This is a genomic window from Couchioplanes caeruleus (assembly GCF_023499255.1).
Lineage (GTDB): Bacteria > Actinomycetota > Actinomycetes > Mycobacteriales > Micromonosporaceae > Actinoplanes > Actinoplanes caeruleus_A.
In genome coordinates, this window is sequence record NZ_CP092183.1 from 7,480,252 (window position 1) to 7,495,531 (window position 15,280).

Consider the following 15,280-nt stretch of genomic DNA (forward strand, 5'->3'; position numbering starts at 1 on the left):
CGCGGACGTGACAGGTCTCCCTAGGCTGACCCCGTGAGCCTCATCGTTACCCAAGGGTTGACCAAGACGTACGGCGGGCGGGTGACCGCCCTGCACGACCTGACCGTCTCCGTCGAGCCCGGGATCATCGGACTGGTCGGCGCCAACGGCGCCGGCAAGTCGACCTTCATCAAGATCCTCCTGGGCCTGATCCCGCCGTCGGGCGGCAGCGTCAGGGTCTTCGACGTCGACCCCACGGTCGACCCGGACCGGGTACGCGCGAAGGTCGGCTACATGCCCGAGCACGACGCGCTGCCGCCGGACGTGTCCGCGGCCGAGTTCGTGACGCACCTCGGGCGGATCAGCGGCCTGCCGCGTACGGCCGCACGGGAGCGCGCCTCCGAGGCGCTGCGCCACGTCGGCCTGTACGAGGAGCGCTACCGGCAGATCGGCGGCTACTCGACGGGCATGAAGCAGCGGGTGAAGCTGGCGCAGGCGCTGGTGCACGACCCCGACCTGCTGCTGCTGGACGAGCCGACGAACGGGCTGGACCCGGCCGGCCGCGATGCGATGCTGGCGCTGATCCACCGCATCGGCACCGAGTTCGGCATCTCCGTCGTGGTCTGCTCGCACCTGCTCGGCGAGGTCGAGCGGATCTGCGACTCGCTGGTCGCGATCGAGGGCGGCCGGCTGCTGCGGGCGGACCGGATCTCGGCGATGACCGAGGCCAGCGACGTGCTCGCGGTCGAGGTCTCGGAGGGCATGGAGGAGCTGGCCGAGGCGCTGACCCGGCTGGGCCTGCCCGCGCAGTCGGACGGGCGGCTGCTGCTCGTACCGCTGGACCGCGAGGACACGTACGACCGGATCCTGCGGGCCGTGGCCGACCTCGACCTCCCGCTGCACCGCCTCGACCAGCGCCGCCACCGGGTGGCCGAACTCTTCGCACCGAGGGAGACCGCCGATGTCTGAGGCGAGCGTCATCCATGACATCGGTTATCAGCGCTACACCGGGCCCCGGCTGGGCCGCGGCGCCGTGTTCGGCGCGATCTACGTGCACGGGCTGCGGGCCGCGTTCGGCCTCGGCCGCTCCGCGAAGGCGAAGATCTTCCCCTGGCTGGTCGTCGGGATCGTCACGCTGGTCGCGGTGATCCTCGCGGCGGTACGGTCGCAGACGGGCATCGTGCCGCTCACCTACATCGGGTTCGCCGACACGATGAGCTGGCTGATCATCTTCTTCGCCGCCATCGTGGCGCCGGAGCTGGTCTCCCGCGACATGCGTGCCGGTGTGCTGCCGCTGTATTTCAGCCGCCCGTTGCGCGCGGCGGACTACGTGGGCGCCAAGGTGGCGGCCATGGTGACCGCGATCTGGGCGCTGCTGGCCGTACCGCAGTTCATCATGTTCCTGGGCGCCGCCCTCACCACCAAGAAGGGCATGTCCGACGTCTGGAACGAGCTGGGCGACCTGCTGCCCGGGTGGGGTTACAGCCTGCTGTGGGCGCTGCTGTTCACCGGCATCGGCCTGCTCATCGCCTCGCTGACCGGCAAGCGGGCGTTCGCCGCCGGCGGCATCGTCGCGGTGTTCCTGATGACCACGCCGGTGGTGGGCGTGCTGTCGATCCTGCCGTCCTCGGACGCCCAGCAGCTGGCCGGGCTCGCCAGCCCGATGACGTTGCTCAGCGGGATCGGTCAGTGGCTGGTCCCGACGGCGAACACCGGCATGAACGTGGGCAACTTCGGCCCCGTGTACGCGATCGAGGCGGTCACGCTGATCGCGGCGTGCCTGCTGCTCCTACTCGCCCGCTACCGGAGGGTGGCCGCGCTGTGACCACAGTGGACCTACAGAACGTGTCGCGCTGGTACGGCAACGTGGTGGCCGTCAACGACATCAGCATGAGCCTGGCCCCGGGCGTGACGGGCCTGCTCGGCCCCAACGGCGCGGGCAAGACGACGGTGCTGCACATGATGGCGGGCTTCCTGGCGCCGTCGCGGGGCGAGGTCACCATCGACGGCACCCCGACGTGGCGCAACCCGGCCGTCTACCGCCGGCTCGGCCTGGTCGCCGAGCGCGAGGCCGTACACGGCTTCCTGACCGCCCGCGAGTTCGTCATGGCCTCGGCCAAGATGCAGAAGCTGCCGGACCCGAAGGCGGCCACCGACTGGGCGCTGGAGATGGTCGAGATGGCCCCGGCCGCCGACCGCCGCATCGAGACGTACTCCAAGGGCATGCGGCAGCGCACCCGGGTCGCGGCGGCCCTGGTGCACAACCCGCAGGTGCTGCTGCTGGACGAGCCGTTCAACGGCATGGACCCGCGTCAGCGCATGCACATGATGGCGCTGCTGCACGACCTGGGCGACCGCGGCCACACGATCCTGTTCAGCTCGCACATCCTCGAGGAGGTCGAGCAGGTCTCCGGCACGGTCCAGGTGATCGTGGCGGGCCGCCTGGCCGCGTCCGGCGACTACCGCCGGATCCGCCGGCTGATGACCAACCGCCCGCACGTCTTCGCCGTGCAGTCGTCCGACGACCGCCGGCTGGCGGTGGCGCTGATCGCGGAGAAGTCGGTGAGCGGCGTGGAGATCGACGGCAGCGGCATGACGGTACGGGCGTCCGACTACGGCAGCTTCACCCGCGCCCTGCCCCGGATCGCCCTGGACTCGGGCATCCGCCTGCGCAAGCTGATCCCGTCCGACGAATCCCTGGAGAGCGTCTTCTCCTACCTGCTGGAGGCCTGACATGTCGACAGTCGCCTGGATCACGGCGCGTGGCCTGTTCGGCCGCCGGCGGGCCCTGCTCCTGCTGCCCCTGCCGCTCCTGCTCGTCGGGCTGGCCGCACTCTGCCGCGCGTACGACCTCCGCCCGTCGGACTGGGGCAGCCCGGTGATCGTCGGCCTCGGCCTGGCCGTGGTGCTGCCGGTGGTGTCGCTGATCGTCGGCACGGGCGTGCTCGGCTCGGAGATCGACGACGGCACGATCGTGCACATCCTGACCAAGCCGCTCCCCCGCCGCGACATCATCCTGGCGAAGCTGGGCGTGGCGGTCGTGGTCAGCGCCCTCACCTCGGCGGTGCCGCTGTTCGTCGCCGGCCTGCTCGCGGACTCCGCCCGCCTGGGCGCGGCCCTCGCGGTGGCGGCGGCGGTGGGCGCGCTCGCCTACTCGGCGCTGTTCGTGCTGCTCAGCCTGCTGACCCGGCGGCCGGTGCTGCTGGGCCTGGTCTACATCCTGGTCTGGGAGGGGCTGCTCGGCCAGTTCGTCAGCGGCACCCGGGTGCTCTCCATCCAGCAGTACGTGATCACGGTCGCGGACAAGATCTCCCCGACCGGGCTGCTGGAGTCGAAGGTCTCGCTGCCGGTCTCGGTGGTGATGGCGACGATCTTCGTGCTCGGTTCCGCGCTGGCGGCGGTGGACCGGCTGCGGTCGTTCTCCATGGCCGGCGAGACGAGCTGAGCTGATGAGGTTGAGCGCCCGATCCGTGGCCGGATCGGGCGCTTATCGCGTCCAGGGCTGGACCCGGCGGGGTGCTTTGCGGAGTATGGGGGGAGCCGTCCGCGGACGTCGACCGGGAAATGGAGGCGAGGACTGATAGGCGTGGATGGTGCCGACGGCGTAGTCTGCTGCGCCGCCCAACCACCCATGCCGGAGGATCCGTGACTCAGTCTGCCGAAAAAGCATATTCCGCGTACGGCGAGGCGAATGTGCAAGACGTTGCCAATGCCGACTGTGACTGGGACAGTTTCGACTCCGTCTCCTACTTCGAGCACAACTACTCGAAGGCCCGCCAGGCGGACGTCACGATTGCGCGTATCATCGCTAACCACTTCAGCGGCTGCTTCTTTCCGCGGCACAGCCGAGCCATCGACGTCGGCGCCGGCGCCAATCTCTACCCGGCGCTCGCCATGCTCCCTTTCGCCGATGAAGTGCACTTGAGTGAGCGCGCCGAGAGCAACCGCTCGTGGCTCCGAACGCAGATCGAGAAGCCGGCTGCGTCGTGGACGGAGTTCTGGCACGTGCTCAGCAACGGCCACGGGCGCTATGAGCCCGTCGCCGACTTCCGGCAGGCGCTCCGGCGGCGGGCCCGCGTCGAGGCGGGCAACGTATTCCAGTTGCCGACCGGCGTCTACAACCTCGGCACGATGTTCTTCGTCGCCGAGTCGATCACCACGATGAACAAGGAATTCCGCCGAGCGGTCAACTCTTTCGTGGGCTCCCTGAAAGTGGGAGGGCCGTTCGCCGCCGCGTTCATGAAGGACTCGTCGGGCTACCGGGTGGGCATACGCGATTATCCGGCGTGCCCGGTCGATGAGTCGGATGTCAGACGGAGTTTCGCCGAGATCGCCCACGATGTGAAGCTGGACACCATCGAGGACACTGAGGTGCGCTCCGGTTACGCGGGGATGATTGTCGTCACCGGGCGGGCCGGAAAGAAGAAGTAGCCTTCGCGACAGACGGGTGACGGCATACCCATGCAGCTTCAACCGCGTCAACAGTTGCTGGAGATCTGGCGGGCCACAGCACGCTCCTCTTACACCGAACCGGACTGGCGCTGGGGCGGGCGCAGCGAGGCGAATTCGATCAGCGACGCAGAGCAGCTGCTCTGCCTGCTCGGTCCGACCACCGAGGTGCCGGTCCTCCGACTGGACCGTCCCGACGGGACGGCCGACGACGTCATCGCGGCGCTGCAGCGTCTGGGCGACAGCGTCGAGATCCCCAAGCTTCTCGTCCGGGTGCTCACCGACTACTTGCGCAACTACTCCGCCCCTGACGGCACCCCGGTTTTCCACGGCCGGTCGTACTTCACCGCACCGGAGGACCTGGCCCTCGACGACGACCACCTCGAGCTCGACGTGGTCGACTCGTTCGCCGTCTCGGTCACGCTCACCGTCGCGGTCATCGGCTTCGTCCGGGTCTTCCGCACCGTGCTGACCCGGGAGCGACTGCGCGCCGAGGCAGACGAGCTGGAGCGGCTGGCCAGCCGCAGGCTCACCGCCGCGATGGTGGGACTGCTGCGCAGCTTCGCCGTCGACGTCTTCAGCGCCGATTCCGACCGCGGCGTCGAGCTGTGCCGCCTGGTCAACCAGGAGGATCTGCCCACTCGGCAGATCGTGGAAGAGCTGTACGAGACGTTGCGTGAGATCAACGCCCGGCTCCGTGACGACGTCCTGATCGGGTCGGGTGCCCAAGGGTCCGAACTGGACAACCCCAACCGGCTCTTCGAGTGCGGCTGGTCCTGGGGCATCGTCAAGAACGCGCCGGTGATCGACCTCGCCGAGGGCGTCGACGTGGGCGTCCAGCACGAGGGGGTGGCGCAGGCCGCCCCGTACATGTATTTCACCGTCGTCGCCGTGGACGCTATTCAGACGCTGTTCTCCGAGCGGACCCGGCTCCTCGGTCTGCTCGACGAGACGCAGCTCAGGCTCGCCCAGTCGCTTCAGCTGCGCTGGGAGCTCACCCTGTCGTACTGGTCGACGATCGCCACGTTCGGCAGCGGGCGCTGGCCGCTGGAGGACCTTCCGTGGCGGACGACCGACGGCGTCGACTCCGACTACCTGTCCCTGCTCGTCAGCGGCATGGTGATCCAGGACCTGGTGACCAAGCGGGCGTCGGACGCGGAGCTCAGCAGGGTCGGCGCGGTGCTCGAGGACCTGGCCGGCCGGGCCCGGATCACCCGGCGGCCGTTCGTCGGCGACCCGGCCCTCGAGCTGCACCATCCGGGCTTCCGGATCGGCCTGGAGCTGCAGGACCAGCCCGGCAAGGGATACCTGGGCTGGACCGCCGCCGACTTCTCCCCCCAGCTGCTGCGGCGGTCGCTCAACCTCGCGCGGCTCATCGCGGACAACGCCGGACGCAGCCGGCTGCTGGATCTCTCCGACGAGATCTGGGCGCACCTGTTCTCCCGGCGCATCCCGGAGGGTGAGGCGCGAGGGCTGTGGGACCGGCCGTCGCTGGCGTACCCGCAGCTGGACGACGATCCCGATCCGGCACCGTCGTGGTACTTCACCAAGCGGGTCGTGGACTGCCTGGTGGCCGCCGCCCGTCTCATCGACAGCCCGCCGCAGCGCAGCGACCAGCTGACCCGGCTCGCCGCCGACCTCATCGTCGAGGCCGACCACCTCTTCGACCAGGAGATGCTGAACGGCTCGTCGGACAGCGGGCGGCCGCTGCAGGCCGAGCGGGAGCAGATCCAGGTGCTACTGCAGCGGGCGCGGAGCGTACGACGGACGCAGCCCGGTACGGCCGTCTCGATCGCCCAGGCGGTGCTGCGCCGGCTGGACAAGCTCTCCGCCGCCCGCCGGCCCGCCAAGGGGATCAACTGACATGCTCGTCTTCGCCACCTCCGACAAGGGCGGTACGGGCCGGTCGGTCACCAGCAGCAACGTGCTGTACCGGTTCGCCCTGCAGGGGCAGGACGCCTGCTACCTGGACTTCGACTTCGGCTCCCCCACCTCCGGCGCGATCTTCGACCTGCCCGGGGCGCTGGCCGGGGTGCCGGGCGGCGGGCTGCACTCGTACCTGCGCGGATCGTCGCCGCACGCGCTGGCGCTGGACGTGTGGACGGAGTCCGAGCGGGGCTCGCTGCGCGGCCGGCCGGCGGGTGCGGGCCGGCTCGTGCTGTACCCGGGTGACGTCGGCGGCGGGGAGTTCCCGTCCGGCCCGGAGATCGTCGAGCGCTGCACCACGCTGTTCCAGCGGCTGGACGAGGAGTTCGACCTCTGCGTCGTCGACCTGAGCGCCGGCCGGTCGTACGCGACGGAGATCGTGCTCGCGGCGACGGCCTCGCCGCGGCTGGCCCACGTCGCCCGGCGCTGGCTGGTCTTCCACCGCTGGACCCGGCAGCACATCATCGCGGCGAGCGGGCTGGTCCACGGCGACCGCGGCATCCTGGCGGCGGGTGAGTCGCACGGCCACGACCCGCGGGAGCTGCGCGACTCCATCCGCTTCGTCCGCACCGCCGTGCTGGACCTCAGGTCGTCCGAGATGGAGGGTCTGCGGCCGGAGCAGGCGACCTGGCTGGAGCTCTGCGACCGGCGGCTGCAAGAGCTGGCCGGCCGGCACCAAGTCGGCCGGACGTCGATGCTGGGCCAGATCCCGCTGGACCCGGTGCTGCAGTGGCAGGAGCAGCTGCTGTCCAACAACGACGTCTGGCTGCACCGTACGGCCAACGAGGCCACCGTGACGGCGTTCGAGACCCTCGCCAAGCAGATCATGAACGACGCGGCGTGGGAGGGCCTGTGACATCGGTGGAGGGCGTGTTCACCGAGGCGACCGCCGTCCCGAAGGTGCGCTCGGTCAAGCTGTCGCACCTGTCGATCGAGCTCGGCCACCTCTACATGGACGACTTCAAGGCCGGCCGGGAGCGGCTGCTGGACAACTTCCGCAGCGTGCGGCCCTGGGCGTCGACCGCCACGGAGGCGTGCAGCACCTCGGTGCGCGGCCGCCCCCGGATCAGCACCTGCTTCCTCATCGACGACTACTTCACCCGGTTCAGTTCGCCCGCGGAGGTCATCCCGGCCCTGCTGAGCGCCGCCGAGGAGACCGGCCTGCAGATCGACTACATCGCTCGCGAGTCCGCCTGCGCCCAGGCCGACGGCGTCGACCTGGCGACGCTGGTGCAGCAGCGGCTGGTCGAGGAGCCGCCGGTGGGCAGCAACGGCAGCCGGCCGCCGAGCGAGGTGAGCGGGTGGCTGTGCAACGGGGAGCGCTCGCCGTCGGACCGGCCCGCCGAGGCGATGGCCGCGCCGGCGCAGTGGCGGCCGCCGCGGCAGAGCGCGTTCCGCAACCACTCGATCTTCATCGACGTGGAGCTGTGGCGCGACGAGGGCGGCCGGCGGCTGTGGTCGTGCCCCTTCCTCGCGGCCGTCTGGCAGCTGCAGCGGCTGGGGTTGCTGCGCCACCACGGGGAGCCGGTGGGCGAGCCGCGCCCGATCACGGTCGCGGAGCTGCCGGCGGAGTGGGACGCGCTGCCCCCGGTGGTGCAGCTCAATCCCGGCGCGGCGGCGTTCCACGCGTACCGCACGTTCTCCGCGCTGGGGTCGCGGTTCCTCGGCATCGAGGTGGCCGTCCGGACCATCCTCAGTCAGGTGTCGGTCGACTCCGCGGTGGCCGCGCAGGTCGCCAGCCGCGCCGCCGGGGAGGGTTTCCCGCTTCCCGACGAGGTGGTCGAGCGGATCGGCTACGCCTTCCTCTGAGCCGGTGCGACGGCCGCGCCGGGCTCGTGGGCGGCGTCCCACAGAGCCTCGAAGACGCGTACGCGGTCACGGACGCGGTGTTCGCGGAGCACGAGCTGGGTCTCGGCGACGGCGGGCCGGTCGGTGTCGGTGACCGCGGCGGCCGGCGTGGTCTCGTAGCTGACCACCTCGTCGAAGATGATGAAGTCGAGCACCTGCACCTTCAGGGCCGCGGGGATGCGGCTGCGCTCGAGCACGCGCACGTGGATGCCGACCTTGCGCTGCTCGGCGCAGGCCCATTCGATGTCCGCGTCGTCGTCCGGCTCGAGGATGAAGATGCGGCGGACCGCGACCCGGCGCTCCACCGCCTGGCGCTGCGCCTCCATGTACCGCTGCCCGATCTCGCTGTACCAGAGCCCGCGGTCGACGCTCGCCAGGCTGATCGCGTCGATCGACGTGGTCGCGTACGTCGTCAGCCCCAGCAGCCAGTCCCGGTCCTCGCCGTAGTACGTGACCGTGCCACCCTCGGCGAGCTGCTTGAGGCACTCGGACATGTCCTGCAGCTCGGCCTGCACGAACTGGTAGACGATCGACGGCGAGTGCGGCGTGATCTTCGACGAGTGCCGGACCAGCCCCTCCACCAAACCGGGCGGCAGCTTCGAGGCCTCGATGAGCCGGAACAGCTCGGTGGCGTCGTCGATCTTCGCGAACGCCTCGCCGACCAGGAGTTCCATCCGCTTCTGCCCGGCCCGCGAGAGCGCCTCCACCACGGCGAGCCGGCGCTCGAAGTCGACCAGGAAGCGGACCATCAGCGCGATCCCGCCGATGAGGATGGACAGGGTGACGCTGGTGGCCACGGGCTGTTCCAGCGCGTTGCTGATGAGGAACGTCAGCACCCCGGACGCGGCTATGTAGAAGATCTTCCGGGAGACGGTGGACGGCGCGACCAAGACCTCGCCCGTGGGCTTGCCGTCCGTCATCGCGCGTCCGCCTGCTGCGCGGCGAGGTCGGTCACAGCGCCGACCGAGAGGTGGCCGGGAGGGTGCCACCCGAAGGGATGCGCTTGCGGTGCTGGTTCACGATGAACTCCTAGTCGCCTGACTAGCCGTGGACAGCGTACCTAGGACGACTCTTCGGCGGCTTTCCACAGCTTCTCGAAGAGCTGGGCCCGTTTGTGAACCTGGTGTTCCCGCAGCACGATCTGAGTCTCCAGGACGACGGGCCGGTCGGTTTCCTTGGTCGCCGCGGCGGGCGTGAGCTGGTAGCTGATCACACCGTCGAAGACGATGAAGCCGGCCATGTCGGCCTGCAGCTGCGGTGGGACGCTCTTGAGAACGCGGACGTCGATACCCGCGCTCCGCTGTTCCGCACAGGCCGATTCGATGTCGCCGGCGCCGGGGTCCTCGGGGTTCGCCTCGTGGACGAAGATGCGGCGAATCGATACGTTGCGCACCACCGCCCCCTGCTGCGCCTCCATGTACCGCTGCCCCATCTCGCTGCTCCAGAGCCCCCGGTCGACGACGGCCAGGCTTACCGCGTCGATGGAGGTGATCGCGGACGCGGTGAGACCGAGCAACCAGTCTCGGTCCTCGCCGCTGTATGAGATGGATCCACGCTCGACGAGCTGCTGCACGTTGTCTGCCATCTCGCGCAGCTCGCCCTGCACGAAGTTGTAGACGATCGGCGGCGACTGCGGAATCTTCGCTGACTGCCGGATCAGCCTCTCCACCAGGCCCGGCGGCAGCTTCGAGGCCTCGATGAGCGCGAACATCTCGGTGGCGTCGTCAATCTTGGAGAACGCCTCGGCCACGAGCCGCTGCATCTGTTCCTGCCCGGTGTACGCGACAGCCTCCACCCTGGCCAGCCGCCGCTCGAAGTCGGCAAGGAAGCGCACGATCAGCGCGATACCACCGATGAGGATGGACAAGGTGACGCTGGTGAGTATGGGCTGCTTCAGTGCGTTGGTGACGAGGAACGTCAGCACCCCTGAAGCAGCGGTGTAGAGAACCTTCCGGGAGACGGTCGACGACGCCACCACCGCGCCGCCCGTCGCCTGGCCATCCGTCATCGGACGCCCGCGTTCTGTGCGGTCAGGGCCATGACGGAATCGACCGAAAGTTGGTCACGGATGCGATGAACCAGGATCTCCCACTGACGACTGAAGCTGAACCGGATCTCCAGGGCCTGCCAGACGCTCAGCGCCTCACCGGTGAGCCGGGCGGCCGGCATCCACAGGTGCAGGAGGTGATCTATCGCCGGCACCAACCTTCGGACGGCGGTCCGGCGATCGATGACGCCGAGAGCGCTCTTGCGAACCTGGTCGGTGAGGACAGTGAGCAGCCAGTCGTGTACGGCGATGTCGGCGCACATTGCGGCCAGGTCGGCGGCAGGAAGGCGCACCGCACGGAGAAGAACGGTACGCAAGCCTCCCTGTTCGACTCGGAACTCCACCCGGGCGGGGTCGGACGCTTGCCCCAGCGTCGCTGCCCAGCGCAGCCGTGTCCGGACCGCCTTGAGCGACGAGCCGCGTAGGAGCGAATCCGACTGGTGGAGGCGGTCGACGATCCGCGCGGCGATCGCGCCGAGATCGAGAGTGCCCCTGTCGCCTCCGTCGAGGAACGCCGTGACGGTTTCCGGGCCAGGCGTACGCCCGACAGCATCCAGCCTGCCCGGCCGGGCCAGATAATGTGACCACGGCAGCCGATGCGTGCGCTCCGTCGCGACGACCTCCGCGTGCACCGATCCCTGCACCACGTGGCCCCCGGTGAGGGTGGCCAGACCCGTCACGGCACCGATGACGCGGGCTGGACGCCCAGAGGTGGCCGGCAGGTCGCAGTCCACACCGGTCAGCACCGGTGGCGACTGCACGAACGGCATCGGGCGCTCGAAGACCGCCGCGGGGTGGCCTGGCAGGAGTCCGAGCAAGCGGGCGGCTTGGTGGGTCTCAAGAGCGCTATGGCTCTGCAGCAGTCCGGTGTGCACCTCGCCCAGGATCACCATCGCGCTCCCCACCCCGTGGATTGCCTCATTCCAGCGCATGAGGACCAGATCCGCAACGGTACGTGTCGGCCGAGTGAACCATGCGTCACCTGGGCCCGGGCCGACCTCTATCGTGCAGGGCATGGCGAGAGTCCGGCCCGACGCACTGATCATCGGCGCCGGCGTCTCCGGGCTGACGACGGCCGTCCGCCTCGCCGAGCGCGGACTGACCGTCCGGATCGTCGCGAAGGAGCCGCCTTCCCGCACGACGTCCGCCAGTGGAGGCGCGATCTGGGACCCGATCTACGCGACGCACGAGGACGTGCCGCGATGGAGCGCGGAGACGTACGAGGAGCTCTCCGCGCTGGCCGGGGTGCCGGGGACGGGCGTACGGATGGTCAGCGGCGTCGAGGCCTCCCGCGAGGTGATCCCCGCGCCGGCCTGGGCGCGTCAGCTCCCCGGGTTCCGCGAGTGCCGGCCGGACGAGCTGCGCGAGCCGTTCCGGAGCGGGTGGCGCTACACGGCTCCGATCGTGGACATGCCGGTCTACCTCGGCCATCTGCTCCGCCGCCTGACCTCGATGGGCGTCACGTCGGCCGAGGGCGCGGTGTCGACCCTCGACGAGGTCGCCGGCCGGGCGGACGTGATCGTCAACTGCACCGGCATCGGCGCCCGGGACCTCGTCGGCGACCGGGCGCTGACCCCCGTGAAGGGCCAGCTGGTGGCGATGACCAATCCTGGGATCACGGAGTTCTTCGCCGAGCACACGGCCGAGCTCACCGAGGAGCCGGACATCACGTACATCCTGCCGCAGGGCCCGGACGTCGTGCTGCTCGGCGGCAGCGCCCAGGACGGCGTCGACTCGCTCGCCCTGGACGACAAGGTCGCGGACGGCATCGTCGAGCGCTGCGTGGCGGTGGAGCCGGCGCTGGCCGGCGCGGAGGTGCTGGGGCACCGGATCGGTCTGCGGCCCAACCGCGTACCCGTCCGGGTCGAGCTGGAGCACCGCGCCGGCACCACCGTGGTCCACAACTACGGCCACGGCGGCGCCGGCGTCAGCCTGTCCTGGGGTTGCGCGAGCGACGTCGCGAGGCTCGTCGCCGGGCGGTGAGGCCGCGCTACGGCAGCGCCGGCGCCACCTGCACCTGGAAGATCGGCAGCTTGCCCAGCTTCCGGTACGCCCGCAGCGACTCCGGGGTCGCGTCCACCGACGAGGCCCGCCCCTCCTGGTTGTGCGGGGTGTCGAAGTGGACCATCGCGCGAATGCCCGGGAAGCGGCCGATCTGGCGGCCCACCTCGCGGTAGAACTCCGCCTTGTGGCCGGGGTTCTTCTTCGACGACCACACGCCCCACTCCGCGACCATCAGCGGCTTGCCGGGGTGCCGCTCGACGGCCCAGTTGTAGAAGCCGGGCCAGGTCGGGCGCGCCGACGACTGCCGGTTCAGCAGCTCGGCGAAGTCGCCGTGGCCGTAGCCGGGGTCGCTGTAGGCGTACGTGTCGAAGCCGATCCAGTCCACGACGTCGTCGCCGGGGTACATGTCCGAGAACCACTTCTGGCTGGTGTGCGGCACGTACGCCATGTGCACCAGGACGGTCACGATGTTGTCGGCGCCGTGGGCGCGGAGGCGCTTCACGACGTAGCGGTACATGGCCGCGTAGTCCTTGGCCGTGTACCCGGAGCCGGCCTTCTCCCGGACGTTGTCCTCCGCCTCGTGGTGGACGGTGAAGAAGAACTGCTCCGGGAAGTCGGTCTTGATGTGGGCGGCGAGCCGGTCGAGGAACTTGTCGGTGTCCTTGTCACCCTTGGCGATCTTCGCCCAGGACGCGCCGCGCGGCTTCCAGTTGAGGAACAGGATGCGTTCGCGGCCGGGTTCGCGCGCGATCGCGATCTCGCTCTTCGTCGGGAACAGCTGCGTGTTGCCACGGTGGTACGCGTGGTAGATGTCCTGGTGCCGGTCCGTCTTCTCCTCGAAGCGGGCCAGCGCCTCCTTGCCGCGGCTGTCCGTGAACGCCCCCGGCGCCACGCCCCAGAGGATGCCGCAGGTCGGTACGAGCTTGCGGCCCGTGCGGCAGGGTCCACCGGCCGGCGCCGCGAGCACCGGCGCGGGGCTCGCGGTGGCCCGCGCCGAGGACCGGGCCGACGTGGACGGCGACGCGCCGGCCGAGCCGGTGGGCATCGCGCCGCCGGGCAGCATCGGAACGCCGGGTTCCGCGACGACCGGCGGTTCGGGGCGCGTACCGGGGGCCGAGGTGGCGGCGGCCGGTCCCGGCAGCACGACGGGGCCGGGCCCGTACGGGAGGCCGATCTGGTCCACGCCACCGGTGTAGGCCCACGAGAGTGTGGCCCCGGCCGAGATGGTGAAGACCGTGGTGATGGCGGCGAGGTGCAGGAGCCGGCTGCGATGAGGACGCCACCCACGGGAGCGCGAGGGCCGCGACGACGGCAAGGTTGGTGTCACGATGGCCCAGTATTCGACCTTAAGTCCGTTTTGTCGACTACCCGACTGGGTTATGTCCGGCGCGCCGGGTGGACCGCGGACCCGGCTCGACCCGGTGGAGTCCGGCTGCGAAACTGTCCTCCAAGTCGCTGCAGGGGGAGTCTTAGGTGAACGACGGTTCTGTGCTGCCCGAGGACGTGTTGCGTGACGCGCCGTCGTACACGCCGCGCGCACACGAACTCGCCGACCTCGAGCTGCTGCTGTCGGGGGCGTACGCGCCGCTGACCGGCTTCCTGGGCCGGGCCGATCTGCAGGCGCTGCGCCGGCGCGGCCGGCTGGCCGACGGGACGTCGTGGCCGGTCGCGGTCACGCTGGAGATCCCCGCCGAGATGGCCGCCGCGCTCGACCTCGACGACCCGCTGCATCGGACGGTCGTGCTCACCGACCCCGAGGGCGCGCCCGTCGCGGCCATCGAGGTCAGCGACGCGTGGCCCACCACCGACGGGCTCTCCGCCGTCGGTGGCACGGTGCGCCGGATGGGCGACGGCGGGCACGGACCGTTCCAGCGCCTGCGGCGTACCCCGGAAGAGGTCAAGGCCCTGCTGCCGCCCGGCCGGGTCCTGGGCGTGATCGCCGACCGGCCGCTGCACCGCCCGCAACTCGCGCAGATCGCGCACGCGGCCCGCACGCTCGCCGCCCACCTGCTGATCTTCATCCCGGTGACCGGCCCCGGCCCCGACGGCCTGCCGCCGGAGGCGCTGGTCCGCGCGATCTTCTCGGCACGCGACCGGATGCCGCCCGCGACCATCGTCGCGGTGCCGCTGCTCCCCCGCGGCGACGAGATGCGCGACGCGCTGCTGCGGGCCCGGGTCGCCGCCGCGTACGGCGTGACGCACGTGCTGTCCACCGGCGACATGCTCTCCGGCGGCGGCCTGCGGGTGCTCGTGCCCCGCGAGCTCGCGTACGACAACCGCGACGGCCAGTGGCGCTGGCGTGACGACATCCCGCCGCGCAACCGGCGCCTGGCGATGTCCGCCGCCGAGATCAACGACCTGCTGGACCGCGGCTTCCCGCTGCCGGAGTGGCACACCCCACCGGCGGTCGCCAAGGAGCTGGCCCGGGTGCGCCCGCCGCGCCGGCACCGCGGGCTCGTCGTGTTCTTCACCGGCTTCTCCGGCTCCGGCAAGTCCACCGTGGCGCGCGGCCTGGCCGACACGCTGCGCGAGAGCGGCGAGCGGACCATCACGTTCCTCGACGGCGACGTGGTGCGCCGCGAGCTCTCCGCCGGCCTCGGCTTCAGCCGCGCCGACCGGGACCGCAACGTCCGGCGGATCGGCTGGGTGGCGGCCGAGGTCGCGCGGCACCGCGGCATGGCGATCGCATGCCCCATCGCGCCGTACGCGAACGCCCGCGCGGCCGTCCGGCAGATGGCCGCCGAGGCCGGTGCCGGGTTCATCCTCGTGCACGTGGCGACCCCGCTGGAGGTGTGCGAGCAGCGCGACCGCAAGGGCCTGTACGCGCGCGCCCGCGCCGGTCAGCTGCGCGGCATGACCGGGATCGACGACCCGTACGAGGTACCCACCGACGCCGAGCTGGTGCTCGACACGACGGACATGTCGGTGCCCGAAGCGGTCGATCTCGTGCTGGCGTACCTGGTGGACAGCGGCTGGGTGGAGCCCGAGATGAAGTAACCGATCGCGGCGGAGTAGTTACGCATCAGC

The 15,280-nt window shown here is 70.6% G+C and carries 14 protein-coding genes; 10 read left to right on the forward strand and 4 right to left on the reverse strand.

Annotation, left to right across the window (positions count from 1 at the left end; genetic code table 11):
* The first annotated feature begins 33 nt into the window (after positions 1–33).
* The 8 genes from COUCH_RS34490 to COUCH_RS34525 all read left to right on the forward strand — a co-directional run bounded on the left by COUCH_RS34490 (position 34) and on the right by COUCH_RS34525 (position 8,163).
* Entirely contained in the window at positions 34–948 is a 915-nt protein-coding gene (locus COUCH_RS34490) for an ABC transporter ATP-binding protein (protein ID WP_249609343.1), read from the forward strand.
* Positions 941–1,804: an ABC transporter permease gene (locus COUCH_RS34495; RefSeq protein ID WP_249609344.1), complete on the forward strand. Its 864-nt coding sequence runs from the start codon at positions 941–943 to the stop codon at positions 1,802–1,804. The genes COUCH_RS34490 and COUCH_RS34495 overlap by 8 nt, the downstream gene beginning before the upstream one ends.
* Positions 1,801–2,712 carry an ABC transporter ATP-binding protein gene (locus COUCH_RS34500; protein ID WP_249609345.1) on the forward strand — a complete coding sequence of 304 codons (912 nt, stop codon included), beginning with the start codon at positions 1,801–1,803 and terminating at the stop codon, positions 2,710–2,712. The genes COUCH_RS34495 and COUCH_RS34500 overlap by 4 nt, the downstream gene beginning before the upstream one ends.
* A 1-nt stretch (position 2,713) precedes the next feature.
* On the forward strand, positions 2,714–3,424 hold the full coding sequence (locus COUCH_RS34505; protein ID WP_249609346.1) for an ABC transporter permease: 711 nt from the start codon (positions 2,714–2,716) through the stop codon (positions 3,422–3,424).
* Between the two features lie 200 nt (positions 3,425–3,624).
* Positions 3,625–4,410, forward strand: a complete 786-nt coding sequence (locus tag COUCH_RS34510; RefSeq protein ID WP_249609347.1) for an SCO2525 family SAM-dependent methyltransferase — start codon at positions 3,625–3,627, stop codon at positions 4,408–4,410.
* A gap of 30 nt (positions 4,411–4,440) precedes the next feature.
* Entirely contained in the window at positions 4,441–6,291 is a 1,851-nt protein-coding gene (locus COUCH_RS34515; RefSeq protein WP_249609348.1) for an SCO2524 family protein, read from the forward strand.
* A 1-nt stretch (position 6,292) separates the two neighbouring features.
* Positions 6,293–7,210, forward strand: coding sequence for an SCO2523 family variant P-loop protein (locus tag COUCH_RS34520; protein WP_249609349.1), 918 nt, complete (start codon positions 6,293–6,295; stop codon positions 7,208–7,210).
* A complete protein-coding gene (locus COUCH_RS34525; protein WP_249609350.1) occupies positions 7,207–8,163 on the forward strand; it encodes an SCO2522 family protein in 957 nt (318 codons plus the stop codon). The genes COUCH_RS34520 and COUCH_RS34525 overlap by 4 nt, the downstream gene beginning before the upstream one ends.
* Here COUCH_RS34525 and COUCH_RS34530 read toward each other — a convergent pair.
* The 3 genes from COUCH_RS34530 to COUCH_RS34540 form a co-directional block, all read right to left on the reverse strand.
* Entirely contained in the window at positions 8,148–9,122 is a 975-nt protein-coding gene (locus COUCH_RS34530) for a hypothetical protein (RefSeq protein WP_249609351.1), read from the reverse strand. The two genes, COUCH_RS34525 and COUCH_RS34530, sit on opposite strands and share 16 nt — an antisense overlap.
* A gap of 140 nt (positions 9,123–9,262) precedes the next feature.
* Positions 9,263–10,210, reverse strand: coding sequence for a hypothetical protein (locus tag COUCH_RS34535; RefSeq protein WP_249609352.1), 948 nt, complete (start codon positions 10,208–10,210; stop codon positions 9,263–9,265).
* Positions 10,207–11,142 carry an SCO2521 family protein gene (locus tag COUCH_RS34540; RefSeq protein ID WP_249609353.1) on the reverse strand — a complete coding sequence of 312 codons (936 nt, stop codon included), beginning with the start codon at positions 11,140–11,142 and terminating at the stop codon, positions 10,207–10,209. Before COUCH_RS34540 ends, COUCH_RS34535 begins: the two co-directional genes overlap by 4 nt.
* Before the next feature lie 121 nt (positions 11,143–11,263).
* Here COUCH_RS34540 and COUCH_RS34545 point away from each other — a divergent pair, with 121 nt between their 5' ends.
* Positions 11,264–12,232 (forward strand): FAD-dependent oxidoreductase, encoded by a 969-nt coding sequence (locus COUCH_RS34545; protein WP_249609354.1) that lies wholly within the window; start codon positions 11,264–11,266, stop codon positions 12,230–12,232.
* Between the two features lie 7 nt (positions 12,233–12,239).
* On the opposite strand, the gene COUCH_RS34550 is transcribed toward COUCH_RS34545, so the two are convergent.
* Complete coding sequence (locus COUCH_RS34550; RefSeq protein WP_249609355.1) at positions 12,240–13,580, reverse strand: glycoside hydrolase family 26 protein; 1,341 nt, start codon at positions 13,578–13,580, stop codon at positions 12,240–12,242.
* 146 nt (positions 13,581–13,726) lie between these two features.
* Here COUCH_RS34550 and cysC point away from each other — a divergent pair, with 146 nt between their 5' ends.
* Positions 13,727–15,250, forward strand: a complete 1,524-nt coding sequence (cysC, locus tag COUCH_RS34555; RefSeq protein ID WP_249609356.1) for an adenylyl-sulfate kinase — start codon at positions 13,727–13,729, stop codon at positions 15,248–15,250.
* The last annotated feature ends 30 nt before the right edge of the window (positions 15,251–15,280 follow it).

Bases quoted from the DNA above. Each gene is read 5' to 3' on its own strand.
- COUCH_RS34495 (WP_249609344.1), top strand. From the start codon at position 941: ATGTCTGAGGCGAGCGTCATCCATGACATCGGTTATCAGCGCTACACC.
- COUCH_RS34505 (WP_249609346.1), top strand. From the start codon at position 2,714: ATGTCGACAGTCGCCTGGATCACGGCGCGTGGCCTGTTCGGCCGCCGG.
- COUCH_RS34515 (WP_249609348.1), top strand. From the start codon at position 4,441: ATGCAGCTTCAACCGCGTCAACAGTTGCTGGAGATCTGGCGGGCCACA.
- COUCH_RS34520 (WP_249609349.1), top strand. From the start codon at position 6,293: ATGCTCGTCTTCGCCACCTCCGACAAGGGCGGTACGGGCCGGTCGGTC.
- COUCH_RS34530 (WP_249609351.1), bottom strand. From the start codon at position 9,122: ATGACGGACGGCAAGCCCACGGGCGAGGTCTTGGTCGCGCCGTCCACC.
- COUCH_RS34535 (WP_249609352.1), bottom strand. From the start codon at position 10,210: ATGACGGATGGCCAGGCGACGGGCGGCGCGGTGGTGGCGTCGTCGACC.
- COUCH_RS34540 (WP_249609353.1), bottom strand. From the start codon at position 11,142: ATGGTGATCCTGGGCGAGGTGCACACCGGACTGCTGCAGAGCCATAGC.
- COUCH_RS34545 (WP_249609354.1), top strand. From the start codon at position 11,264: ATGGCGAGAGTCCGGCCCGACGCACTGATCATCGGCGCCGGCGTCTCC.